This is a genomic window from Sphingomonas quercus, from assembly GCF_018863195.1.
In the GTDB taxonomy this organism is placed as follows: Bacteria; Pseudomonadota; Alphaproteobacteria; order Sphingomonadales; family Sphingomonadaceae; genus Solisphingomonas; species Solisphingomonas quercus.
Genome location: NZ_JAHKRT010000011.1, coordinates 26,727 through 49,170, shown reverse-complemented (window position 1 = coordinate 49,170; position 22,444 = coordinate 26,727). Strand labels below are relative to the sequence as shown.

Here is a 22,444-nt window from a genome sequence, read left to right as displayed (position 1 = left end):
GCGGGGATTTGTCCGATCCGGCGCGACCAAGCAGCAAAGCGCCGCGACCAGCCGGCGCGACGGTTCGAGCGGATGTTCCGCGGCGGATGCGAACTGTGCGCGATGGCGCGCCGTGTGGCATTGCCGGCAAATCGAAGACAGTCGCCGATCCCGGATGGCTCGACCGCGCCGGGGGAGCGGCGCCGCTCCCCAATCGCGCCACCTTGTCAATCGGCGTCAGGGTGACGTGGCTATCGCCGGGACGGTCCTTGCTATTTCACGCCGGCATCCGCCACCGGCTGGCTCACCGTCTCCGGTGCCGTCCCGGCCAGCGACGCTGCGACTTTCTCGGCAGCGGCCATCACCCTGAGCACATTGCCACCGGCCAGCTTGGCGATGTTCGCGTCGCTCCAGCCCCTCCGCATCAGCTCGGCGAGCAGGGCCGGATAGGTGCTGACATCTTCCAGCCCCTCGGGCAGATCATTGCCGGTGCCGTCGAAGTCGGAGCCGATCCCGACATGGTCATACCCTGCCACCTTGGCGACATGATCGATATGATCGGCGACGTCGGACAGGGTGACGCGCGGCGCCGGATGCGCCTTCTGCCACTCGGCGAGGGCGGCCGCGGCCTTTTCGGGCTGACCGATCAGCAGCCCGCCGAACGGCGGCGCATTGAGCCGCGTGCGCTCCGCCTGCAAGTCCGCCGACCAGATGCGATAGGCGTCGTTGACGTAGAAGAGCGCGTAATTGACCATCACCACGCCGCCATTGGCCGCGACCAGCTTCAGCACCTCGTCCGATACGTTGCGCGGATGCTCGGTGACGCCGCGCGCGCTGGAATGGGAGAAGATCACCGGCGCCTTCGATACGCGCAGCGCGTCGCGCATCGTATCCTCGTTCACATGCGCCAGATCGACGAGCATGCCGAGCCGGTTGAGCTCGCGCACCACGGCCTCGCCGAACGGGGTGAGGCCGCCATGCTTGGGATTGTCGGTCGCCGAATCGGCCCATTCGATGGTCTTCGAATGGGTCAGCGTCAGATAGCCGGCACCCAGCGCGGCATAGGCGCGCAGCACCGACAGGTCCTTGTCGATCTGCCCACCGCCCTCGACGCCGATCATCGAGGCGATCTTGCCGGCGCGATGGGCGCGCACCACGTCGTCGGCGGTGCGGGCCAGCGCGAAGTCGTTCGGGTAGCGCGCGACGATGTTCTTGACGAGGTCGATCTGGTCGAGGGTCTGCTCGACCTGCTCCTTGCCGGGCAGGTTGGCCGAGACATAGACCGACCAGAATTGCCCGCCGACCATGCCGCGCCTGAGCCGCGCGATATCGGTGTTGTAGGGGACCGGATCCTTGTCGAGGCCCTGGCGCAGATCCTTGGTCCAGCGCTTCTCGCCCTCGCGCTCGTGCAGCACTTCCGGCCAGTCATTATGGCCGTCGATCAACGGCGTCGCCTTGAGGATGCGCTGGACGCGCGCGGCATAATCCTGGGCCTGGGCAGGCGTGCCGAGGCCGGCGACCAGGGCCAGGGCGGAAATCAGCGAACCGGTCTTGAGCATGTTCTTGCGATCCTCAGCGATGCGGAAATATTCCCCGGCAGGTCGGGAAGATCTTCCGCGATCCGCTATAGAGCCGGGCCTGCCGTACATGCGGCAAGCCGGCGACCCTGTGAAGCATCGTCTCCGATCGCGCCTCGCCGGGATCGTCGACCGCCACCTCCATCAGCAGGAATCGCTCGCCGCGGGCATAGTCGATCGCGTGCGGCACGAGATCCTGTTGCGCGATCAGGTTCAGCACGCGCAGGCATATCTGCGGCGAAACCTCGGCGAGGACGCGCAGCCGGACGAGACGATCGCGCCCCACCTTGCAGGAGGCCGGCCCGGGCGAGGCCGCGTTCGGCTGGTGAAATGCGGCGATATGCATAGGCTATCCGCTCGGCGGGGGGGTGCGCGGGAACGGCACCGATTCCGCTTGTGATGTTTTCCGTTCAGGATAAAAATGTCCTGATCTTGCAATAATTGTCAAGGGACGTTGCATGCGCCTGATGTCGTCGATCAACCGCTTCCTGCTGCCCGGGCTTGCTTTCAAGGCGGTGGTGATCGGCGGGGGCTATGCGACGGGGCGCGAGCTGGTCGAGTTCTTCATGCCCGCCGGACCGACGGGCGGCCTGTGGGGGATGATCCTGGCGATGGCGGTGTGGAGCGTGGTGTGCACGCTCACCTTCGTGCTGGCCTTTCGCATGCGCGCGCTGGACTATCAAAGCTTCTTCCAGGGCCTGCTCGGGCGCTTCGGCATCGCCTTCGAGATCGCTTATTTCGCCGATCTCATCCTGATCCTGTCGGTGTTCGGCTCGGCCGCCGGCAATATCGGCGCGGCACTGCTCGGCCTGCCCCTGATCGTCGGAACGCTCGGCCTGATCCTGCTCGTGTTGCTGGTCTGTGCAGCGGGGCAGACCGCGGCCGAGGCGGTGTTCAAATATGTCTCCGTGCTGCTCTACACCGTCTATGCGGCATTCGTAGCGCTCAGCCTGTGGTCGTTCAGCCCGGAGATCGCCGCCGGCTTCGCCAAGCCGGTGCCGACCGATGGCTGGATTTCGGGCGGTCTTACCTATGCCGCCTATAATGTCATGGGCGCGGTGCTGATCCTGCCGGTGCTGCGCCACCTGCGCAGCGAGCGGGACGCGGTGATCTCCGGCCTGTTCGCCGGACCGCTGGCGATGCTGCCGGCGATCGCCTTCTTCGTCTGCCTCGTCGCCTTTTATCCGGCGGTGCTGAACGAGGCGCTGCCGTCCGACTACGTGCTTCGCGCGCTCGGCCGGCCGCTATTCCACTATGTGTTTCAGACGATGGTGTTCTTTGCCCTGCTCGAATGCAGCGTCGGCTTCGTGCAGGCCTTCAATGCCCGGATCGCCGCCTATAATGCCCGTCGCAACCGCGTGACGCCCAAGGCGATGCGCGTCGCTGTGCCGGCGGTGATCACGTTCGGCTCGGTGTTCATCGCATCGTCGATCGGCCTCGTCGATCTGATCGCCAAGGGATATCGCCTGATGGCGCTGGGCGTGCTGCTGCTATTCCTGCTGCCGCTGTTCACGATCGGGGTGGCCAGGCTGCTGCGCGGCCGCGCGGCGGCGGGCGCCTGAAGCAATCCGGCGCGTCGGGGCCGAACCCATCGGGAAGCGGCCGCGACGCTGGTGGCCGCTTCCCGACAGGCTCGAAGCGAACGGACTAGGCCAGACAGCTCTCGACCAGCGCCGCGAACGCTTCGCCGCCGCGTAGCGGATCGGCGACGGGGAGGCCTAGTCGCTTGCTTTCCGCCGCGCACAGCGCGAGCGCGTCGACGTCCGACAGCGCGCTGGTGTTGAGCGACACGCCCGCACAGCGGATCGCCGGGTTGGTCCGCCTGCCGAGCGTGAGGTTGAGCGCGATCGCCTCCTCGATGCTGGGAATGGCGAAGCCATCGCAGCCGAGCACGACATCGCGTCCGGGCTCGTGGCAAATCACGATGACGTCCGGCTGGCTGCCGTGCAGCAGGCCCAGCGAGACGGCCGCATAGCCGGGATGGAACAGCGATCCCTGGCCCTCGATCACATCCCAATGATCGGGTGCAGCAGGCGGGCTGAGGATTTCCGCTGCCCCGGATTCGAAGTCGGCGACGACCGCGTCCATCGGCATGCCGCCGCCGGCGATCATGATCCCGGTCTGGCCGGTGGCGCGGAAATCGGCGTCGAGCCCGCGCTCGGCAAAGGCGCGGGTCAGCGCCAGCGCGGTATATTTCTTGCCGAGCGCGCAATCCGTGCCGACCGTCAGCAGGCGCTTGCCCGGACGCTTGATGCCGGTGCCGATCGGGATGTTGGCCGGCGGCACGCGTACGTCGATCAGGCGCCGGCCGAGCCGCTCGGCCGCGGCGACCAGCTCCGGCTGGTCGCTGAGGCGGGTGTGCATGCCGTTGACAAGGTTCAGCCCCGCCTCCAGCGCCGCGATCAGCGACGGCATCCACTCCGGCTTGATCGCCCCGCCGACCGAGGCAATCCCGATCACCAGTGATTTGGCGCCCTTTGCCGCGGCCTCGGCGGGGGTCATCGCGGCAAGCCCCGTGGTGACGCGCGCCGTCGGCAGCGCCAGTTCGCCGAGGCATTTCTCCGGTGCCCAGTCGCGCAGGCCGAGCGCGGTCTTGGCGAAGCCCGCAAGCTCCACGTCGCCAAGGAACAGCAGATAGGGAGAAGGTATCTGCAGGGTGCGCGTGTGGCCGGTTAGCGCGTGCATGATGATAGCATATCCATTGAAAGGGGAGGGATGGCGGCCGTCATTTCCAGGTCGCCCCGAGCAATCGGCGGAAATTGCCGCCGAGCACCGCGCGGATATTGTCGTCGGAGTAATTGCGGCGGACCAGCTCCTCGACGAGGTTGTACATCTTCATCGGGCCTGAAAAGGCTTCGATGTCGATCTTGTCGCGGAAACCGTAGCTGTCCTTATAGCCGGCCTTCAACGCGGCATATTGATCCGGCTGCATCTTGTCATAACCGTAGAGATCGGCATCCGTGCCGATACCGACGTGATCGACGCCGATCAGCCTGGCGACGTGATCGATATGGTCGACGAGGTCGGCGATCGTCGTCGGCTCCTTGGCGCTGACGAACATGCGCACGCCGGTAATGCCCATCACGCCGCCCTTCGCGCCGAGCGCCTTGATCGCCTCATCCGTCTTGGTGCGCGGATGGTTGTTGAGCGCGCGGCAATTGCTGTGGGTGATGGCGATCGGCACCGTCGAGGCGGCGATGGCGTCCAGCGTCGTGCGGTCGCCGCAATGCGAAACGTCGACGAGCATGCCGACCTCGTTCATCGCCTTGACGATGCTGACGCCGAAGTCACTGAGGCCGCCGTCGACCCGATCGGTCGACCCCGAGCCGAGCAGGTTCTGGCTGTTATAGGTGAGCTGGGAGCAGCGCTGGCCGATCTCGTAGAACGCCTTCACATCGGCCGGGCGACGGAAATGATCGGAATCCTGCAAGCCCTGGATGACGGCGATACGGCCCTGTTTCTTGGCCTCGTCGATGTCGCTGGCATGGCTGGCGAGGCGGAAGAGGTGGGTGTTGCGCCCGACAAACCCCGACCAGGAGGCGAGGAACGTCATCACCGACGCATAGGCGTCGCGTCCGCCGACGCCGACCGCATTGTGGAAGGCGGTGATGCCGCTCGCCCGGAAGTCGTCGGTCTGCTGCTCGCTCAATTGGCCCGCATAGGATGACGGGCGGAAGTCGAGCGTCAGCGGCCCGAGCATGTCGATGATGATCGATTGCTTGACGAGATCGACGACCCGCCTGGCATAGCGTTTCGGAGATTGGGCATGCACGGCGTAAAGGCCGGTGTTGATCATCGGGAACGCGACGGCCCCGGCGGCGGCGATGCCGCGGAGCACACGCCGTCGCGAAATCGGGCCTTGCGTCATGTGCGAACCCCCGCTGGCATTGCGGGCGGCCTCACGCCCGCCCGATCCTCATCGACAGCTTTTACAGCATCGGACGGGGCATGGAAGAGAATATTTTCTGATCAGGACAAGATTTGCCGTCCAGGCCGGGCGTCATGGCTTCAGCCGTTCGTCCAGGAAACGGACCATCCGCGCATCGGCCCGCAGCCAGCTGTCGTAGCGAAGAAAGCCATGGACCTCATTCGGCAGGATCATCTCCTCGAACGGGATGTTCTGTGCCGCCAGCCGCCGGGCGAGATCGACCGTCTGGTTGAACGGGACGTTGCGATCATCGTCGCCATGGATCAGCAGCACCGGCGAGCGCCACGTCGCCATCGCCGCCTCGGGCGAGCTTTCGAAGGCGATCTTCTTCATCGCCGCAACATCGCCCTGCTCGTAGCGCGTACCCCCGCCGAGATTCTGATAGAGCGTCCAGTCGTGCACGCCATGCAGGTCCACACCGGCCTTGAAGATATCGCTGTTGCGCGCCAGCCCCTGCGCGGTGAGCAACCCGCCATAGGAACCGCCCCAGATGCCGAGCCGGGCCGGATCGACATCGGCGAGCGCCTGGAGGTAGCGAGCGCCGGCGACCACGTCCTGATATTCCGAATTGCCGCTGGCGCCGGCCTTCGCGGCATGCTGGAAGGCGCGGCCATAGCCGATGCCGAGCCGGTAATTGACCGACAGCACGACATAGCCGCGCGACGCCAGATACTGGTTCATCGCATAGCTGTGGGTGTAATAATCCATGTAGGACCAGCCGAGCAGCATTTGCCGCGGCGGCCCGCCATGGACGAACACCAGTGCCGGTTTCTTCGCCTTGCCGCCATTGGGCCGGAACAGCTGGCCGTGAACGACGGTGCCGTCCGCGGCGGTGAACGTCACCGGCTTTGGCACCACGAGCTGTTGCGAAGGAAAGGGCGCCGGCTCCGGGTCGATCAGCCGTGCGCCCTTGCCGTCGGCACCGGCGAGGGCGACGCGCGGGGGCGTCTGCGCGGTTGCCGAGATATAGGCGATGCGGCCGCCGGCGAGCGGCGCCGGCGTCCACTCGAGGCCAGAGCCCGGGGTCAGCGCCGCCGGTCCCGGCCGGTCCACCGCCACCCGGAACACATGCCGCCGATCGATGTCGCCGGCGACGCTGCCGGCATTGGCGCTGTAGAGCAGCGCCGTGCCGTCCGGCGTCATCGTCACATGCTCGACCATGAACTCGCCCGGCGTCAGCAGCACCGGCTCGCCGCCCGCCGCCGGCAGCGCGTAGAGATGCGCCCAGCCATCCAGCTCGGCGCGGAAGGTGATGCGGTCGCCCGCGCCCCACATCAGGAACAGCCCGTCCGGCACGCTCGGGAAGGAGCCGTTGAGCGTCGCCGGGCTTTTCCACGCCTGCCGCGCGCTGCCGTCCGCCGCCGAGGCCACCCAGATCGAGAAGGGGTTCGGCTTCTCGCCCGCCGAGGCGGCGAGGATGTCGAACGTGCCCGTCCGGCGCGAGAAGGCGATGCGCGTGCCGTCCGGCGACCAGGCCGGATTGTCGTCATAGGCGGTGGCCGGCGCGACCCAGGTGATCGGCGTGTCCGCACCATTATAGATGCCGATGAAACTATGGTCGCCACGCCGTGACACGAAGGCGAGCCTGCTGCCGTCCGGCGACCAGGCGAGGCCGCCCACCCGCCCGCGATCGTAAAACAGCCGTGTCGCCTTGCCCGGGTTCGCCGGATCGACGGTATAGACCTGATAATCACGGATGAAGACGAGCTGTCCCTTCGACGAGAAGAGTGGCTCGGAGCCCTCGGCGATCTTCACGCCGGGCGCGCCGTTCACCGAAGCCCACAGCTCTTCCTGCTGCTGGCCGGGGGCGGAGGCCGGGTTGGCCGGCGCGCCGGTGGCCCAGCCATTATGCTCGACCTCGCCGCGCACCCAGGCGAGAATGCGGCCGTCTGGGGACCAGGTGACGAAGGTCAGGTCCTGCCCGTCGTCCCGGGTGCCGTCGGTCAGCTTGCGCGGTGCGAAATCCGGCGCGGCGGCGGACCAGACGTTGCGCACCCCCTTTCGCATCTCCACCCAGGCGATGCGGTCGCCCCGGTGCGGCGCGGCGAGGTGGCTCGCATAGCTGTAGCCGATGAAGTCGGCGAGCTGGGCCGGCGGCGGCGGATCGGCGGCGAGCACCGGCGTCGCGAGCGAGAGTCCGGCAATTCCGGCCAGAAACAGATGCTTGAACATATCGTCACCCCTTTATCCGGCGTCGATGCTGTCGCGCCCCCAGAGATCCTCGCCGCACCAGGCGGTGCCGCGGTCGTAGACGATCGCCGGCACGCGATCCTCCGCAAGGAAGATCGGCCCGTCCAGATCGACGATGTCACACAGCTGCCCGAGGATGAAGGCCGGGGCCATCGACAGGCTGGAGCCGACCATGTTCCCGACCATCACGCCCAGCCCCAGCGCGCGGGCGGCGCGCGCCATCTCCAGCCCCTCGGTCAGCCCGCCGCACTTGTCGAGCTTGATGTTGATCACCTGGAAGCGGCCGACCGCCCCGGCGACGTCGTCCAGCGTCAGCACGCTTTCGTCGGCGGCGATCGGGATCGGGCAGGCATAGCCGTCGAGATCCGCCTCCCGCCCGCGCGCCAGCGGCTGCTCGAGCAGCTTCACGTCGAGCGCGACCAGTCCCTCGACCAACGTGTCAAGCTCACCGATGGCGAAGCCCTGATTGGCATCGACGCCGATCCAGCATTCGGGCCGCGCCGCGCGCACGGCGCCGACGCGGGCGAGATCGAGCGCGAGATCGCCGGTGAGCTTGATCTTGATCGCCTGCGGGTCGGCGAAGGCGAGGGCGCGTTCGGCCATCAGCCCGGGCGCCTCGGCACCGAGCGTGAAGGTGGTGACGATCGGCCGGGGCGCGGCATCGAGGCCGGCCAGCTGCCAGACCGGCTTGCCGCTGCGCTTGGCCTCCAGCTCCCACAGGGCTGCGTCGAGTGCGTTGCGCGCACCGCCCGCCGGCAGCAGCGCGCGCAATCCGGCGCGATCGACGCCGCGCTCGACCGCGTCGCGCACGCTCTCCACCGCGGCCAGCATCTGCGGCACGCCGTCGGCCAGATAATAGACGCCCGCCGCCTCGCCCCGCCCGACATGGCGGCCGTCCGACAGCGCCACCTCGATCACATCCGAGCTGGTGAAGACATGGCCGGAGATGCGGAACGGATTGGCGAGCGGCAACGATTTGCGCTCCACCGTCAGCGTGCAGGCCGTCTCGTCGATCATGCTCTTGTCCTAAATCCGAAATGCCCGGTCCCGGCCGACCGGCTTTTGACCGGCCGGGGCGGGTTCGTCTCTCGCCGCGATTGCGCTGGCCGGCCCCGCGATGGTAGAAACGGCCATTCCTGGCATCCATCGGCCTGCCATCCAATCCTGCTGCGGACGCTATTGTCCTGATCAGGATGCGTCAAGCGGGCATCAACGGGAGAGACGTGGCTGTGGCATTGGGTCGGCAACTTACCCTGGGCGCCGTGATGCGGGGGCTCCGCAGCCGTAACGGATGGACGCTCAAGGAGATGAGCCAGCATAGCGGCATCCCGATCTCGACGCTGTCCAAGGTCGAGCATGACCGGCTGACGCTGACCTATGACAAGCTTCAGCAGCTCAGCGCGCGCCTGAACATCCGCATGTCGGACCTGTTTGCAGAGGGCGAGACGGCGCCGGCTGCCGGCGCGGTGCCGACCGGGCGGCGCAGCATCGGCACGCTTGCCCAGTCCGTCCATGTCAACACCCAGAATTACGACTATTATTATCTGTGCACCGAATTGCGCCACAAACGTATGATCCCCAGCGTCACACGCATCCGTGCCAAATCTCTGGAGGAATTTGGTGAACTCGTTCGGCATCCGGGTGAGGAATTCATCTATGTCGTCGAGGGCCGGATCATCGTTCACAGTGAATTCTACGATCCGGTGATCCTGAATGTCGGAGAGTTCATCTATATCGATTCGTCGATGGGCCATGCCTATCTTGCCGGCGAGGGATGTGACGAAGCCGTGGTCATGGCGGTGATGTCGAGTGCCGACGAGGATCTGATGGCGGAGCTCATCAATCTCCACGGCGAGCGGGTGCAGGAAGTCGAAAGCGCCACTGCGCCGGCCGCCCGCCGCCGTGCCGCGAAAAAGCCGGAGCGCAAGGTCGCATAATCCTCCCGGGCGCCCTCGATGAGAGGAATTGACCTGCTCTTTCCTTCGCGCCTATGACCTGATCAGAAAATTCATCCTGATCGCGCCAAGGAGGATCCGGCAATGGTTGATGTGCACCGTGGACCGCGTGTCCGTAAGGGGCTCGCCGCGACGCTTGCGCTGGCCTTGCTCGGGCTGCCGCTGCCCGCCGTCGTCGCCCAGCCGTCGGCGCCGGCCGCCTACGCGATCCCCGCCGCCCGCCTCAACGGGCTCGCCGATTTCATCGACGGCGTCGTCGCCCAGCAGATCGCCACCCGCGACGTCGCCGGCGCGGTGGTGACGGTGGTGCACCAGGGCCGGGTGCTGTTCACGCGCGGCTATGGCTATGCCGATCTCGACAGGCGCCTGCCGGTCGATCCTGAGCGCACGCTGTTTCGCCCGGGCTCGGTGTCGAAGCTGGTCACCTGGGTCGCGCTGATGCAGCAAGTCGAGGCCGGCAAGGTCGATCTCGACGCCCCGGTCAATCGCTATCTCGACTTCAAGATCCCGGATCCCAAAACCCGCCCGATCCGGGTGCGGGACCTGATGTCGCACACGCCGGGCTTCGGCGATCAGGGCGGCATCTCGGCCGGCAAGGTCGAGGATCTCGTGCCCTATGGCGCGTGGCTGAAGGCCCACATCCCCATGCAGATGTGGGAGCCGGGCACCGAATCCGCCTATTCCAACTATGGCGCCGCGCTTGCCGGCTATATCGTCGAGCGCGTCTCGGGCATGTCCTTCTACGACTATACCGAGCAGCGCATCTTCCAGCCGCTCGGCATGCCCGACACGACTTTCCGGGAGCCGCTGCCCGCGCGCCTCGCCGGGCGGATGTCGACCGGCTACCGGCTGGTCGACGGCCGGCTCGTCGCCCGCCCCTTCGAGCTGTTCAGCAACATAGCGCCGGCCGGCTCCGCCACGGCGACCGCGCCCGACATGGCCCGCTTCATCCAGGCGATGCTCAATGGCGGCCAGCTCGGCCCGGCGCGCATCCTCTCGCCGGCATCGGTGCGCTTCCTCGGCATGGACGGCTTCAAGAACGCGCCGAACCTGCCCGGCTTCGCCAATGGCTTCATGGTGCTGCGCGAGGCCGGCCCGCGCATGATCGAGCATGGCGGCAATACCGGCGATCAGCACAGCTATCTGCTGCTCGCGCCGGAAGCGCAGTTCGGCTTCTTCATGTCCTTCACGGGCGGCGCGGCGAGCAGCGATGCGCGCACCGATCTCGTCGCCGCAATCGTCGGCCGTGTGTTCCCGACGGAGCGGGCGCCGCGCTGGACGGGCACCGAAACGCCGTCGCCGATGGGCGCTTATCGCTCCGACCGGCGCGACTATAGCCGCCCCGCCAATCCCCGCTACGACCTCAAGGTCGCCGCGGCTGGCCCGCACGCGCTGACCATCGAGCGCGACGGCGCGAAAAGCTACTGGGAGCAGATCGGCCCGCGCCTCTACGAGCGTGTCACGGGCGCGCGCGACGGCGGGCCTTATGAGCGCGTTGAATTCTACGGCACGGCAGAGGAGCCCAAGCTCTCCTTCGCGTCCGAGCCGCACATGCTCTATCGCCTCGTAAAGCCCTGATTTCCGATCGGGATGAGCCTTTGCCGGCGATCGGCATATATTGATACGATTATCCTGAACGGGTTCTATTGTCCTGAATAGGATAATGTGTAAGCTTCCCGCATCCACGACCCAAACGGGGGGACTCGAGAGACGCGACCTCGAGAATCTGCACCACGCGTCCAGCCAGGGGGACACAGAATGCACGCCACGTCAGGCAATCCGATCATCCGTCGATTCCGTGGGCCGAGCGCGGTCGCGCTGGCCGCCGCGCTGCTCCATGTCGGCGCCGCCCATGCCCAGCCGGCCGCCGCTCCCGACCAGACCGATACGCTGGCCCAGGATGAGCAGACGATCACCGTCACCGGATCGCGCATCGAGCGCGCGGGCTTCGACGCGCCGACGCCGACGACGGTAATCGGCGCGGTCGATCTGCGTCAGGGCAACCGGCCCAATCTGCAGCAGGTGCTGAACGATTCCCCCGCCTTCCGCCCGACGACGACGCCGCAGGTGTCGGTCGGCAACACTTCCAGCGGCAGCGCGCCGATCGACCTGCGCGGTCTTGGTGGCGGACGCACGCTGACGCTGCTGAACGGCCGCCGCTTCGTCGGCAACGACAATCTGAACTACATCCCGATGGGCCTCGTCGACCGCGTCGAAACCGTGACCGGCGGCGCGTCCGCCGCCTATGGCTCCGATGCCGTCGCCGGCGTCGTCAACATCATCTTCAAGACCAAGGTCACCGGCATCACCGTCGGCGCCACCACCGGCATTTCGTCGCGCGGGGACGGCGGGCGCTATGGCGGCGACATCACGCTCGGCACCGGCTTCGCGGAGGACCGCGGCCAGATCATGGCCAGCGCCGAATATATGAAGGATCGGTCGATCCCCGACCGCAATTCCCGCCGCAACCTCGGCAGCGCGGGCATCGTCCGCCTCAATCCGACGGTGGCCACCGATCCGCGCCAGGTGCTCGTGCGCGACGTCAATTACGGCAATGTCACGTCTACCGGCCTGATCACCAGCGGCGCCCTCGCCGGGCAGATGTTCAACGAGGACGGCACGCTGCGCACCTATCGCGCCGGCCAGTCGCTGGCGGCCAATCCGGTGACGACGCCGTTCCCCGCCCAGTCGATCGGCGGTGCCGATGCCGTCGGCCTTTATGACCGGGTGGTGGTCAGCACGCCGGTCGAGCGGATCAGCGCTTTCGCGCGGGCGAGCTATGAATTCGGCGCCGGCATCACCGGCTGGGTAGACGGCAGCTTCGGACAGTCGCGCTCGCAATATGATTTCCTGCCCGATATCGCCGGGCCTGCCAGCCTCACCATCCAGGCCACCAATCCGTTCCTGTCGCCCGCGATCAGGGCTCGACTGGCGGCGGCCGGGCAGACCAGCTTCACGCTCGGCAAATTCTATGACGGGCCGTTCATGCTCGGCCTCGATGCGCGCCGCCGCAATCTCGAGGGCGCGATCGGCATCGACGCCGATCTCGGCGGCAGCTGGACGGTGCGCGCCCATTATAGCCACGGCGAGGTGAAGAACCGCACGCGCAATCCCAACACGCCGATTGCCGCGAAGCTCACCAACGCGCTCAACGCGGTGGCCGGCGCCAACGGCCCGGTCTGCGCGATCAACGCCGACGCCAGCGCCGCCAATGACGATGCCGCCTGCCGGCCGATCAATCCGTTCGGCACGTGGAACGCCTCGGCGGACGCGCTCGGCTACGTCATGGGTACGCAGCGCAGCGACTCTACCAACAAGCTCGACGCCGCCGCCGCCGAGGTGCAGGGCGACCTGTTCAAGCTGTGGGGCAGCCAGCCCATCACCATCGCCTTCGGCGCCGAGGCACGCTGGGAGAGCCAGCATGCCACCGCGGGCGCGCTCGACCTCGCCGGCGCGTTCGGCGGCGTCAATCTTTACGGCAATCCCGTCTCCGGCAAGTTCAACGTCAAGGAGGGGTTTGCGGAGGTGGCCGTGCCGTTCTTCGAGATCGAGGACAAGGTGAAGATCGATCTCAACGGCGCCGCGCGCTATTCGGATTACAGCCGCAGCGGCGGCGTGTGGACGTGGAAGGGGGGCGCCACCGTCGACCTGTTCGACCAGCTGCTGCTGCGCGGCACCCGCTCGCGCGACATCCGCGCGCCGAGCATCGGCAATCTGTTCTCGGTAAGCTCGCTCAACGTCCGCCCGCTCGTCGACCAGGACACCGCCGGCCGCGCCGCCGCCAATCCGGCCTATAATCCGACACCGCAGGCGGTGACGACGTTCAGCGGCGGCAATCCCGATCTCGTGCCCGAGATCAGCCACACGACCACGCTCGGCGCGACCTTCTCGCCGCGCTTCCTGCCCGGCTTCAATGCCTCGGTCGACTGGTATGACATCAAGATCGACGGGGCGATCGCCACGCTCTCCGGCACGCAGCTGACGCTGGCCTGCGCCAACGGCAACGCAGCCGCCTGCGGCAGCATCACCCGCGACGCCACCGGCACCGTCAGCGTGGTGCGCGCCAATGCCCAGAACGTCGCCCGGTTCGAGACTTCCGGCCTCGATATCGAGCTGTCGCAGCGCGTGCCCTTGTCAGATCTCAGCAACGCGCTGTCGGGCACGCTCAACATCCGCGCGCTCGCCACCTATGTGAAGAAGTTCGTCTACGACACCGGCATCACCCGCGTTGACAGCGCCGGCGACGTCGGCAGCGCCACCACCAACGCCATCCCCAGCTGGCGCGGCAACCTGATCGTCAACTATCAGGGCTCGGCGCTCGGCATCGACGCCCGCGTCCGCTATGTCGGCAAGGGCAAGTACGACCATCTGCTCGATGCGGTGCTCGTCAACAACAAGATCAAGGCGTTCACCTACCTCGACCTCGGCGCATCCTATAAGGTCACGGAGCGGCTGCGGCTGACGGCCAACGTCAACAATGTCTTCGACAAGCAGCCGCCGATCAGCCCGACCGGCCCGCTCTTCTATGATGCGATCGGCACCTATTTTTCGGTGGGAGCGCGCGTCACTTTCTAGAACCCGGGGGGACTTGGCCCGGTTGGGCGGGATGGCGGCAGCGCGCCATCCCGCCCTTTTTCAGGTCAGGGCCGCTTCGCCGCGACGGGGGTGAACAGCAGATCCTGATAATCATAGCTGAAATCGGCGAGCGGCGAGATCGCCTTCAGCGTGATCCGCTCCACCTTGCCGTCCGGGCCGATGCCGAAATTGAGATAGGGCGCCTCGATCGACTTGTCGTCGAGCACCGCGCGGAAACTGTCATACTGATAATGGTCGAGCGTGCCGGTCATGCCCGGCGTCCGCGTGAAATCGACGCGCAGCTTGCCGTCCGCGTAGCGGATCGTCATTGGCCCGTACCAGGGATCGACATAATCGCCGGCATAGGATTGCAGCGGCAGGGAAGGGCCGACCTTGGCCGGCGTCGCCTGCGTGGTCTGGAGCGCGGCGATGGCGCGCGTGCGCTGATCTTGCGAATTCTTCGCGTAGATGGCCGCCCAGTCCGTCTTGGGAAAGCCTAGATAGTGATCGAGCAGCTCGTACATGAGGCCACGGACAAAGACGCCGTCCTCGCTGTTGATGACGATCGAGAAGCCGATATTCTTCTCCGGCACCAGTACGACCATTGTCAGGAACCCGAACACAGCGCCGCTGTGCGAGATCATCTTGACGCCGCGGAAATCCTGAACGTTCCAGCCGAGCGCATAGCCGCTGAACATCGGCTGCAGCACCCCGAGCGGCCCGGTCGGCCGCCGCCCGCCGCCGCCGGTGAGCACCACCGGCCGCCACATGTCGTTCGCCACCGCCTCGCTGTAGAGCCGCCCGCCTTCGGGCAGCGCGCCCTGGCCGAGCTGGATGGTCAGCCAGCGCGCGAAATCATTGGCGCTGACCGACAGGCCGCCGGCAGGAAAAGCGACCGGCGCCAGCGTAGAGCGCTCGTCGAGCACCTGCTGATCGCCGACGCCGCGGATCGCGCCGTTGATCCGCGCGTGCGGCTGGGCGTGATCGGGGCTGGCGACGAAGCCGTCATCGTCGCTGGTGGATTTCGCCATCCCGGCCGGGCGCAACAGGTGATCGCGGGTGAATTTTTCCCAGGTTTCGCCCGTCACCTCTTCGATGAGCTGGCCGGCGACCATGTACAGGATGTTGTCATAGGCATAGCCGCCGCGGAAGCTGTTCTTCGGCTTCATGTTCCGCAGCGCGGTGACGACTTCCTTGCGGGTGCGATTGCTGCGCGGCACGAACAACAGGTCGCCCTGGCCGGTGCCCAGCCCGCTGCGATGGACGAGCAGGTCGCGGATCGTCATCTCGCGCGTCACCCACGGGTCGTACATCTGGAACCAGGGCATGTGGTCGACCACCTTGTCGTCCCAGCGGATCTTGCCCTGGTCGACGAGCAGCGCGAGGTCGGCCGCGGTGAATGCCTTGGTCGTCGAGCCGATCGTCATGATCGTGTCCGCGCCCACCGGCTCGGGCGAGCCCAGCCGACGAACGCCATAGCCTTTGGCGAGCGTCGTCTTGCCGTTCTCGACGATGGCGATGGAGGCGCCGGGCACGCCGAACTGCTTGCGCAGCGCCTCCACCCGCGCATCGAAGCCTGGGGGCGGCGCGGCGTTAGCGGGGAGCGCCGCGACGAAGGCGAGGGCGGCCGTCGCGGCGAGGAGTAAAGTCTTCATTCCGGTGTCCTTCAGAATTCGGTGTGGAAGCTGAGCAGCCCGAACACCCACCCCAGCCACAGCAGCACGAAGAAGGAGAGGAGGAGCACGACGCTCCACGCCTTGGCGAACCAGCCTCGCTGCGCCCCGCCGCGCCAGATCAGCCACGCGTTCCACGCCGCCAGCCCGAGCCCGCCGAGGAAGGCGACCAGCGTCAGGAGGTACATGCCGATCAGCTCGGCGCCGAGCGCGCCTTCCGGCGCGAAGTTCAGCTGGGACTGGACGATCATCATCCACCCCACCGGCACCAGCAGCGCCAGCAAGGCTGCCACGCGCACAGCGCGCCGCGCCACCAGCGGCCGGCCCGACAGCGCCAGCGGCTGACCAAATCGCCGCCGCACGATCGCCGCCGTCGGCCACAGCAGCACCGTCAACAGCAGCGCACCCAGCGCCGCGTAGACGGCGGGCGACAGCCACCCGGTCGAGCGCCACCACGGCGCGCGATCGAAGACGGTAAAAGGCGAGATCGCGTCCATGCTGAAGCGCACCACCTTGCCGTCGACCAGCGTCGCAGCGATGCGTTCCTGGCCGCCGACCTCGCGCCACACGAAGGGCGCGATCTCCCGCCAGGTCTTGGTGGCGCCGCCGAAGGTGCGGAAATCGGGGATGACGATGCTGCCCTTGCCGTCCTCGGCGATGCGGGTCTGGCTGAGAAAGCCGAGCGCCGCGGTGAAGCCGCCATGCGATCGGCGCGACGCGTCGTAGAGGCCGGCCATGGCGCGGGCATGATCGGCAGCAGTCGCGGCGTCGACCGCCCCATCCGCCGGCCGGCCGGGGAAATAGCGGTCGGCAAAACCCTCGAACAAGGCCGAGCGGATCGTCGCCGCCGCGCCCTGCGCGCCCGTGCTGTTCAGCGACACGAACATGCCGACATGGTCGTCCATGAACAGGTTCAGCTCGCTGTGGAACAGGGTGGTATCCCCGGCATGGGCGATGACGCGATGGCCGTTGATGTCATGCTCGTAAAAGCCGAGCAGCATGCGGTGGAGCGGCGGCACCACGGTCAGCGCGGTGGTGTGCATCATCCGCGCTGTCTCCGGCCGCAGGATGCGCGCGTCACCGATCGCGCCGTCGCCGAGATGGGCGAGCATGAAGCGGCCCATGTCGGTTGCCGTCGTCGCCAGGCTCCCCGCCGGCGACAGGCCCACAAATTCATAGGGCTTGGCCGGCACCGAGGCGCGCGGATAGCCCTTGGACATGCGCGCCAGAAGAGGCGCCTGAAGCGGCTGATGGAAGCTCGAATCCGCCATGCCCAATGGCCGGAAGATGTGATTGTCGAGATAGGTCTCGAACGGCTCGCCCGAGACGCGCTGCACGATATAGCCCGCCAGCGCCGTCGCATAATTGGAATAGGCAGGCGTTGTGCCCGGCGCATAGACCCGCTCCGGAATCCACGCCTTGACGGCTTTCTCCAGCCCGATCTTGCTTTCGTCGCTGGTGATCAACCCACGGATACGCTCCTCGAAGCCGGCCGTGTGGGTCATGATGTTGCGCAGCGTGATCGGCTTGCCCTGATAGGGCGGGATCTTGAAATCGAGATACTGGTTCACGTCGGCATCGAGGTTGAGCTTGCCCGCTTCCACCTGCTGCATCACCGCCGTCCAGGTGAACAGCTTGGAGACCGAGCCCGGCCGGAACAGCGTGCGCCGGGGATCCACCGGCACCCGCTTCGCCACGTCCGAAAAGCCATAGCCCTTTTCGAGGAGCACCTGGCCATCCTTGACGATGATGATCGTCGCGCCGGCCACGTCGCCGCGCTGGAGCGCATAAGGCATGAAGCCGTCGAGCCACGTCTCGGCGTCCTGGCGGCTCAGCTGCGCGGGCCCGCCCGGCGTCGCCGGCGGCGCGGCGACGGCAGTCGGCGCAGTCGGTGGCGAGGCCGGCGGCAACAGGCTGGGACTTTGTTGGGCGAGGGCGAAACTCGTCAGACATGCCATGGCTGCGGCCACAGCGGCGCTGAGCTTGCGCATCATCTTATCCCCTTTGGTGGCGGCGGCGCCCACGCACCGGGCCTTGATGGCAGATTGAAGCCAGTCCAGGGCGTTTGCAAGCCCAATCAGGATAATTCATCCTGTCGGGAAAATGAGCCGCGACCGGACACGCGGGCTGTCACGAAACCGCCGTTGTAATCCCCGGCCGGGCCTGAAACTGTGCGTCGATGAAAAACCTCATCTCAAGCTGGGTGTGGGCGGCGCCGCTCGCTGGTCTGTTCTGCCTCCTGCTCGGCGGGGTGGTAGCGCTGCCGGCGCCGCTGCTCGGCCTGGTGCTCATCGCCACGGTGCTGGCGGCGGTGCATCATGCCGAACTGATCGCGCACAAGGTCGGCGAGCCGTTCGGCACCTTCCTGCTCGCGCTGGCGGTGACGGTGATCGAGGTCGGCCTGATCCTGACGCTGATGCTGCAAGGAAAGGCCGGCTCGGAGACGCTGGCGCGCGACACCGTCTATTCGGCGGTGATGATCATCCTCAACGGACTGGTCGGCATCTGCATCTTCATCGGCGCGCTGCGCCATCGCGAACAGACATTCCAGCAGGCCGGGGTCAGCGCATCGCTGGCGACGCTGAGCACGCTCACCGTGCTCACGCTGGTGCTGCCCAATTTCGCCATTTCGGCGGGAGGCCCCTTCTACGCGCCGTCGCAGCTTGCCTTCGTCGCCATCGTCTCGCTGCTGCTCTATCTCACCTTCGTGTCGGTGCAGACGATCCGGCACCGCGATTATTTCCTGCCGCCGCACGACGCGGCCGCCGACCTCGACGCCCATGCGCCGCCGCCGGACGATCGCGCGACGTTGATCTCGGCGATCCTGCTCGTCGCCTGCCTGGCCGAGGTGGTGTTGCTCGCCAAGGCGCTGGCGCCGGCGATCGAGCGGGCGGTGGCAGCGGCGGGCGCGCCGCATGCGGTGGTCGGCGTGGTCATCGCCGGGCTCGTGCTGCTGCCTGAAAGCGTGGCGGCGACGCGCGCGGCACTCGCCAACCGGCTGCAGACAAGCCTCAATCTCGCGCTCGGCTCGGCCCTGGCGACGATCGGGCTGACCATCCCGGCGGTGGCCGGCCTGTCGCTGGTCGGCGGTTTCCACCTCGCGCTCGGCCTCGACGCGCGCAGCACCGTCCTGCTGTTCCTCACCCTGCTCGTCGCGGGCACCTCGCTCGCGGCGGCGCGCACCACCGTGCTGCAGGGCGCGGTGCATCTCGTGATCTTCGGCGTATTCGTCTTCACGACTCTGGTGCCCTGATCCTATCATCGCCGCATGAGCGCGGCGGACATCTGCATCATCGGCGGCGGCCCGGCCGGCATGGTCGCGGGGCTGCTGTTCGCGCGCGCGGGCCTGCGCACCATCGTGCTGGAAAAGCATGGCGATTTCCTGCGCGACTTTCGCGGGGACACCGTCCACCCCTCGACGCTGGAGCTGTTCCACGAGCTCGGCCTGCTCGACGCGCTGCTTCGCCGGCCGCATAATCGTGTCGACGAGATCGGCGGGCGCATCGCCGGCCATTATGTGAGGATCGCCGATTTCCGCCACCTGTCGGTGGCCGCTCCCTATATCGCGCTGATGCCGCAATGGGAGTTTCTGGATTTCGTCGCCGATGCCGCGCGCCGCTATCCGGTGTTTGCCCTCCACCAGAATTGCGAGGCGGCGGCCCTGATCGAGGAGCAGGGCCGGGTGCGGGGCGGGCGCGCCGCGGACGGACGCGAATTCCGCGCCGGTCTGGTGATCGCTGCCGACGGGCGGGATTCGCATTTCCGGGCCGGCTTCCCCGCCCGCGTCATCGGTGCGCCGATGGACGTGTTCTGGTTCCGCATCCCCAAGCAGATGCAGCCCGCGAACGACAGCATGGGCGTGTTCGACACCGGCCGCATCTTCGTCCTGATCGACCGCGGCGATTATTGGCAATGCGCCTTTCTCTTCCCCAAGGGCGGCGCCGACCGCATTCGCGCCGAGGGCCTCGACGCTTTCCTCGCCCGCGTCCGTGCCGTCGGCCCGGAGACGCAGGCCGTGGGCGAGACCGTCAGGAGCTGGGATGACGTCAAGCTGCTGACGGTGACGGTCGATCGGCTGCAACGGTGGGATCGGCCGGGCCTGCTCGTCATCGGCGATGCCGCTCACGCCATGTCGCCGATCGGCGGGGTCGGCATCAACCTCGCCGTTCAGGACGCTGTCGCTGCCGCCAATCTCCTCGCCGCGCCGATGCTGGACGGGGCGGATATCGACCCGCTGCTTCACGGCGTGCGCGATCGCCGCATCGGCGCCGTCCGGCTCACCCAGTCGATGCAGAAACTGGCGCAGGACAGGATCATCGCGCCGACGCTGGCCGGCGAAACGCCGATGGATGAACCGCCCTTCCTCGTCCGCCTGCTCGGCCGTGTCGGGTTGCTGCGCCGGCTGCCGGCGCGCGTCATCGGGCTCGGCTTCCGGCCTGAGCATGTCCGTTCGCCGGATGCATTCCCAACGCGGTGATTGGCCACTAAGGGGCCGACGAAAGGGAGACACCATGGCCGCCATCGCCAAGATCCTGCTGCTCGGCTCGGGCGAGCTCGGCCGGGAGTTCACCATTTCCGCCAAGCGGCTCGGCTGCCATGTCGTCGCCTGCGACAGCTATGCCGGCGCGCCGGCGATGCAGATGGCCGACGAGGCCGAAGTGTTCGCGATGCTGGACGGGGACGCGCTGCGTGCCGCCATCACCCGCCACGCCCCCGATTTCATCGTCCCCGAGGTCGAGGCGATCCGCACCGAGGTGCTGGCCGAGGTCGAGGCCGAGGGCCATGTCGTCGTCCCCTCGGCTCGCGCCACGCAGATGACGATGAACCGCGATCGCATCCGCGAGGTCGCCGCCGTGGAACTCGGCCTGCACACCTCGCGCTATCGCTACGCCGAAAGCCTGGCGGAGGCAGAGGCCGGCGCCGCGCACACCGGCTTTCCCTGCGTGATCAAGCCGGTGATGTCCTCCTCGGGCAAGGGCCAGAGCACGGTCCGCGACGCCGGGGAGCTGGCGCGCGCCTGGGACTATGCCGTCGCCAACATGCGCGGCGACCGGCGGCGGGTGATCGTCGAGCAGTTCGTCGATTTCGACTATGAGATCACCCTGCTGACGGTGCGCACCCGCGACGGCATCCGCTTCTGCCCGCCGATCGGCCATCGGCAGGAGCGTGGCGACTATCAGGAATCCTGGCAGCCGGCGGCGATGGCCGCGCCCGTGCTCGCCGCCGCGCAGGACATGGCGCGCAAGGTCGTCGACAATCTCGGCGGCTTCGGCCTGTTCGGCGTCGAGTTCTTCGTGAAGGGCGAGGAGGTGATCTTCTCGGAGCTCTCGCCGCGCCCCCACGATACCGGCATGGTCACGCTGATCTCGCAGGATCTGAGCGAGTTCGATCTCCATGCCCGCGCGATCCTCGGCCTGCCGGTGCCGCAGCCGCGCCTGCTCGGCGCCTCTGCTTCCGCCGTCATCCTCGCTGATCGCGACGCCACGGCGTTCGGCTATGCCGGCCTCGCCGAGGCGCTGGCGGTTGCCGGCGGCGATATCGACGTCCGCCTGTTCGGCAAGCCGGTGACGCGGCCCTGGCGGCGGATGGGCGTGGCGCTGGCGCGGGCAGGGGACACCGACGCCGCCCGCCGCCTTGCCGCGGAGGCCGCCAGCCGCGTCCGCATCAACTACGACAACTGACCCGCGCGTTTACTTTTTGGCGGTTTGTCGGGAAATCTTACGCCCCAATTCGGGATTTCGTCCGGCCCTCGGGAGGAGAGGCCGCGCCGCCGGGCAAGTCAATCTTACCACCCATGGTTAATAGCGACGGCGATTTTCCGCGAATGTCAGACATCTGTACATATGTCAGGCGGCATCATCGCAACTTTGTCTTCATTCTGGTGGGCTAGGCTGTGAAAACGGCAATTGGCACGCCTCTTGCTGGAAAGGGGTATCTCAGGACTCTGGTTGGATTAGGGTATCATGAAGAAAGTTGCTTTCACCGCTTTTGCCGCCGCCGCCGCTCTCGCCGCCAGCCCCTCGCAGGCCGCGACCTATCTCACCGGCGCTGAGGTCGCCCAGTTCGTTCAGAACGCCGGCATCAGCGTCACCGGCGGTACCGTCGTCGGCGCCTACTGGAAGAATGACGATCAGAATCACCTGAACAACAGCAACGCCGTCTACACCGCCGATGCGCTCGCCGCCCTCGGCCTCAACGGCGCCAGCCTGCAGTCGGCGATCCAGTCGGTCGGGTCAGGCTACACGCCGACCAGCTTCACCACCGGCGGCAATCTGTACGGCGACATCTATGTCGGCCTGCACTTCGGCGGCGGCAAGGGCAAGAATGCCGGCTACCTCGCCAATGATACCGTCTATCTCCATATCCTCGCCGACGCCGGTGGCGTCAGCGCCATCGCGGCGAATAGCGGAAAGGCATATTCCGGCGGCTATCTGTTCGCATCCGGCGCGCCGACCACCTCCGCCGTGCCGGAGCCGGCGACCTGGGTGATGCTGATGCTCGGCTTCGGCCTCGTCGGCGCCACCGTGCGTGGCCGTCGCAAGGCGCTGAGCGCCGTCACCGCCTGAG

The 22,444-nt window shown here is 67.2% G+C and carries 16 protein-coding genes; 8 read left to right on the top strand and 8 right to left on the bottom strand.

What is annotated here, in order from left to right:
* Positions 1 to 251: 251 nt before the first annotated feature.
* Entirely contained in the window at positions 252 to 1,538 is a 1,287-nt protein-coding gene (locus tag KOF26_RS16775) for a dipeptidase (RefSeq protein WP_216327877.1), read from the bottom strand.
* 13 nt (positions 1,539 to 1,551) lie between these two features.
* Positions 1,552 to 1,902, bottom strand: coding sequence for an ACT-like domain-containing protein (locus KOF26_RS16770; protein ID WP_216327874.1), 351 nt, complete (start codon positions 1,900 to 1,902; stop codon positions 1,552 to 1,554).
* Between the two features lie 121 nt (positions 1,903 to 2,023).
* Between KOF26_RS16770 and KOF26_RS16765 the strand changes: the two genes are divergently transcribed.
* Positions 2,024 to 3,118 carry a YkvI family membrane protein gene (locus KOF26_RS16765; protein WP_253201551.1) on the top strand — a complete coding sequence of 365 codons (1,095 nt, stop codon included), beginning with the start codon at positions 2,024 to 2,026 and terminating at the stop codon, positions 3,116 to 3,118.
* Between the two features lie 85 nt (positions 3,119 to 3,203).
* Here KOF26_RS16765 and KOF26_RS16760 read toward each other — a convergent pair whose 3' ends face one another.
* The 4 genes from KOF26_RS16760 to KOF26_RS16745 all read right to left on the bottom strand — a co-directional run bounded on the left by KOF26_RS16760 (position 3,204) and on the right by KOF26_RS16745 (position 8,691).
* The gene (locus tag KOF26_RS16760; RefSeq protein WP_216327868.1) at positions 3,204 to 4,241 is read right to left on the bottom strand and encodes an N-acetyltransferase DgcN family protein; all 1,038 of its coding nucleotides are present in this window, start codon (positions 4,239 to 4,241) and stop codon (positions 3,204 to 3,206) included.
* 40 nt (positions 4,242 to 4,281) lie between these two features.
* On the bottom strand, positions 4,282 to 5,394 hold the full coding sequence (locus tag KOF26_RS16755) for a dipeptidase (RefSeq protein ID WP_363182286.1): 1,113 nt from the start codon (positions 5,392 to 5,394) through the stop codon (positions 4,282 to 4,284).
* Between the two features lie 162 nt (positions 5,395 to 5,556).
* Positions 5,557 to 7,656, bottom strand: coding sequence for a S9 family peptidase (locus tag KOF26_RS16750; RefSeq protein ID WP_216327862.1), 2,100 nt, complete (start codon positions 7,654 to 7,656; stop codon positions 5,557 to 5,559).
* 12 nt (positions 7,657 to 7,668) lie between these two features.
* Positions 7,669 to 8,691, bottom strand: a complete 1,023-nt coding sequence (locus KOF26_RS16745) for a dipeptide epimerase (RefSeq protein ID WP_216327860.1) — start codon at positions 8,689 to 8,691, stop codon at positions 7,669 to 7,671.
* A gap of 248 nt (positions 8,692 to 8,939) precedes the next feature.
* On the opposite strand from KOF26_RS16745, the gene KOF26_RS16740 reads away from it, so the two are divergent.
* The 3 genes from KOF26_RS16740 to KOF26_RS16730 all read left to right on the top strand — a co-directional run bounded on the left by KOF26_RS16740 (position 8,940) and on the right by KOF26_RS16730 (position 14,204).
* Entirely contained in the window at positions 8,940 to 9,611 is a 672-nt protein-coding gene (locus KOF26_RS16740) for a helix-turn-helix domain-containing protein (RefSeq protein WP_301183157.1), read from the top strand.
* 102 nt (positions 9,612 to 9,713) lie between these two features.
* The gene (locus KOF26_RS16735) at positions 9,714 to 11,207 is read left to right on the top strand and encodes a serine hydrolase domain-containing protein (protein WP_216327854.1); all 1,494 of its coding nucleotides are present in this window, start codon (positions 9,714 to 9,716) and stop codon (positions 11,205 to 11,207) included.
* Between the two features lie 180 nt (positions 11,208 to 11,387).
* Positions 11,388 to 14,204 (top strand): TonB-dependent receptor domain-containing protein, encoded by a 2,817-nt coding sequence (locus KOF26_RS16730; RefSeq protein WP_216327852.1) that lies wholly within the window; start codon positions 11,388 to 11,390, stop codon positions 14,202 to 14,204.
* A gap of 65 nt (positions 14,205 to 14,269) precedes the next feature.
* Here the strand turns inward: KOF26_RS16730 and KOF26_RS16725 are convergent, their stop codons facing one another.
* Complete coding sequence (locus KOF26_RS16725) at positions 14,270 to 15,859, bottom strand: serine hydrolase (protein WP_216327849.1); 1,590 nt, start codon at positions 15,857 to 15,859, stop codon at positions 14,270 to 14,272.
* A gap of 11 nt (positions 15,860 to 15,870) precedes the next feature.
* Positions 15,871 to 17,871: a serine hydrolase domain-containing protein gene (locus KOF26_RS16720; RefSeq protein WP_253201549.1), complete on the bottom strand. Its 2,001-nt coding sequence runs from the start codon at positions 17,869 to 17,871 to the stop codon at positions 15,871 to 15,873.
* Positions 17,872 to 18,056: 185 nt separating this feature from the next.
* Between KOF26_RS16720 and KOF26_RS16715 the strand changes: the two genes are divergently transcribed.
* From KOF26_RS16715 to KOF26_RS16700, 4 genes are all read left to right on the top strand, one after another.
* Positions 18,057 to 19,130 carry a calcium:cation antiporter gene (locus KOF26_RS16715; protein ID WP_216327846.1) on the top strand — a complete coding sequence of 358 codons (1,074 nt, stop codon included), beginning with the start codon at positions 18,057 to 18,059 and terminating at the stop codon, positions 19,128 to 19,130.
* A gap of 15 nt (positions 19,131 to 19,145) precedes the next feature.
* A complete protein-coding gene (locus KOF26_RS16710) occupies positions 19,146 to 20,354 on the top strand; it encodes an FAD-dependent oxidoreductase (RefSeq protein WP_216327844.1) in 1,209 nt (402 codons plus the stop codon).
* 34 nt (positions 20,355 to 20,388) lie between these two features.
* Positions 20,389 to 21,558 carry a formate-dependent phosphoribosylglycinamide formyltransferase gene (gene purT / locus KOF26_RS16705; protein WP_216327842.1) on the top strand — a complete coding sequence of 390 codons (1,170 nt, stop codon included), beginning with the start codon at positions 20,389 to 20,391 and terminating at the stop codon, positions 21,556 to 21,558.
* A gap of 282 nt (positions 21,559 to 21,840) precedes the next feature.
* Positions 21,841 to 22,443: a PEPxxWA-CTERM sorting domain-containing protein gene (locus KOF26_RS16700; RefSeq protein ID WP_216327840.1), complete on the top strand. Its 603-nt coding sequence runs from the start codon at positions 21,841 to 21,843 to the stop codon at positions 22,441 to 22,443.
* The last annotated feature ends 1 nt before the right edge of the window (position 22,444 follow it).

Coding starts and splice junctions, on each gene's coding strand:
- KOF26_RS16700 (WP_216327840.1), top strand. CDS start 21,841: ATGAAGAAAGTTGCTTTCACCGCTTTTGCCGCCGCCGCCGCTCTCGCC.
- KOF26_RS16745 (WP_216327860.1), bottom strand. CDS start 8,691: ATGATCGACGAGACGGCCTGCACGCTGACGGTGGAGCGCAAATCGTTG.
- KOF26_RS16775 (WP_216327877.1), bottom strand. CDS start 1,538: ATGCTCAAGACCGGTTCGCTGATTTCCGCCCTGGCCCTGGTCGCCGGC.
- KOF26_RS16715 (WP_216327846.1), top strand. CDS start 18,057: ATGAAAAACCTCATCTCAAGCTGGGTGTGGGCGGCGCCGCTCGCTGGT.
- purT (WP_216327842.1), top strand. CDS start 20,389: ATGGCCGCCATCGCCAAGATCCTGCTGCTCGGCTCGGGCGAGCTCGGC.
- KOF26_RS16760 (WP_216327868.1), bottom strand. CDS start 4,241: ATGCACGCGCTAACCGGCCACACGCGCACCCTGCAGATACCTTCTCCC.
- KOF26_RS16770 (WP_216327874.1), bottom strand. CDS start 1,902: ATGCATATCGCCGCATTTCACCAGCCGAACGCGGCCTCGCCCGGGCCG.
- KOF26_RS16750 (WP_216327862.1), bottom strand. CDS start 7,656: ATGTTCAAGCATCTGTTTCTGGCCGGAATTGCCGGACTCTCGCTCGCG.
- KOF26_RS16735 (WP_216327854.1), top strand. CDS start 9,714: ATGGTTGATGTGCACCGTGGACCGCGTGTCCGTAAGGGGCTCGCCGCG.
- KOF26_RS16725 (WP_216327849.1), bottom strand. CDS start 15,859: ATGAAGACTTTACTCCTCGCCGCGACGGCCGCCCTCGCCTTCGTCGCG.
- KOF26_RS16720 (WP_253201549.1), bottom strand. CDS start 17,871: ATGATGCGCAAGCTCAGCGCCGCTGTGGCCGCAGCCATGGCATGTCTG.
- KOF26_RS16740 (WP_301183157.1), top strand. CDS start 8,940: ATGCGGGGGCTCCGCAGCCGTAACGGATGGACGCTCAAGGAGATGAGC.
- KOF26_RS16765 (WP_253201551.1), top strand. CDS start 2,024: ATGTCGTCGATCAACCGCTTCCTGCTGCCCGGGCTTGCTTTCAAGGCG.
- KOF26_RS16730 (WP_216327852.1), top strand. CDS start 11,388: ATGCACGCCACGTCAGGCAATCCGATCATCCGTCGATTCCGTGGGCCG.
- KOF26_RS16710 (WP_216327844.1), top strand. CDS start 19,146: ATGAGCGCGGCGGACATCTGCATCATCGGCGGCGGCCCGGCCGGCATG.